Here is an 863-nt window from a genome sequence, read left to right as displayed (position 1 = left end):
GCCCGTATCGAAGGCAAATTATCCAATGAAGGCTTCGTGGCAAAAGCACCGCCAGCCGTAATTGATAAAGAGCGCGCTAAGATGGCCGATCTCAGCCGTGATATGGACAAACTAAAAGAGCAAAAAGCCGAGTTTGCTAAGCTAGAAGCCTAATCACGACATCTACGCTAAAAAGGGCTGTATTTTGCAGCCCTTTTTATTTCCCCTGTTCCATCCTAAATCGCGTTAACACTCTTCAAACCTCTCTCAGAACTCGCCCCTAAGACCCAAAGAAGCTCATCGATCCCTTGTTCCATGCTTATCTCCCCTTCTCTCTTTTACGGCAGATCTTGCTAGCCCAGATAGCACTTATTGCTATCTCTTTATCGCGCGTAAAATAGCAAGCCAGAGCGATAAACATCATCGCTTAAGGCGTTGGCATTTCAACAAGCATAACGTGGCGTAAAAGACGGGTTATCAAGGCGTAAAGCTCGAGAAGAGATAAGGATTGAAGCAATATAATCCAGAAAAATCCCATTAAAAAAGCCCTGCAATTACTTGCAGGGCTCATCTAATCTAACTAAGTAGATGGTGCGCGTGGAAGGATTCGAACCTCCGACCGCCTGGTTCGTAGCCAGGTACTCTATCCAGCTGAGCTACACGCGCTTAAATACTGGGTAAGTTGCTACCTTACCGACAGACTTTAGTCTAGAAGAAGCACTTAAGTCTCGCAAATTAAATCTATTCACTAGGAATAGAATGGCGGAGAAGGAGGGATTCGAACCCTCGATGGGAGATAAAGCCCATACTCCCTTAGCAGGGGAGCGCCTTCGGCCACTCGGCCACCTCTCCGCAAAATCTGCATTTGTAAGCTATTGCTTACT

General features: G+C 46.3%; 1 protein-coding gene and 2 tRNA genes. 1 reads left to right on the top strand and 2 read right to left on the bottom strand.

Annotated features, from left to right (window positions below; all coding sequences use genetic code 11):
- A partial coding sequence (locus tag L976_RS22690) for a hypothetical protein (RefSeq protein ID WP_156143233.1) occupies positions 1 to 153 on the top strand: 153 nt, incomplete at its 5' end.
- 415 nt (positions 154 to 568) lie between these two features.
- On the opposite strand, the gene L976_RS05435 is transcribed toward L976_RS22690, so the two are convergent.
- Positions 569 to 645, bottom strand: a tRNA-Arg gene (locus tag L976_RS05435).
- 94 nt (positions 646 to 739) lie between these two features.
- Positions 740 to 831: transfer RNA gene (locus tag L976_RS05430), tRNA-Ser, on the bottom strand.
- Positions 832 to 863: the final 32 nt, after the last annotated feature.

The organism is Shewanella sp. ZOR0012, assembly GCF_000798835.1.
Classification (GTDB): domain Bacteria; phylum Pseudomonadota; class Gammaproteobacteria; order Enterobacterales; family Shewanellaceae; genus Shewanella; species Shewanella xiamenensis.
The sequence above is the reverse complement of the archived record's forward strand: the minus strand, read 5'-3'. Positions and strand labels throughout refer to the sequence as shown.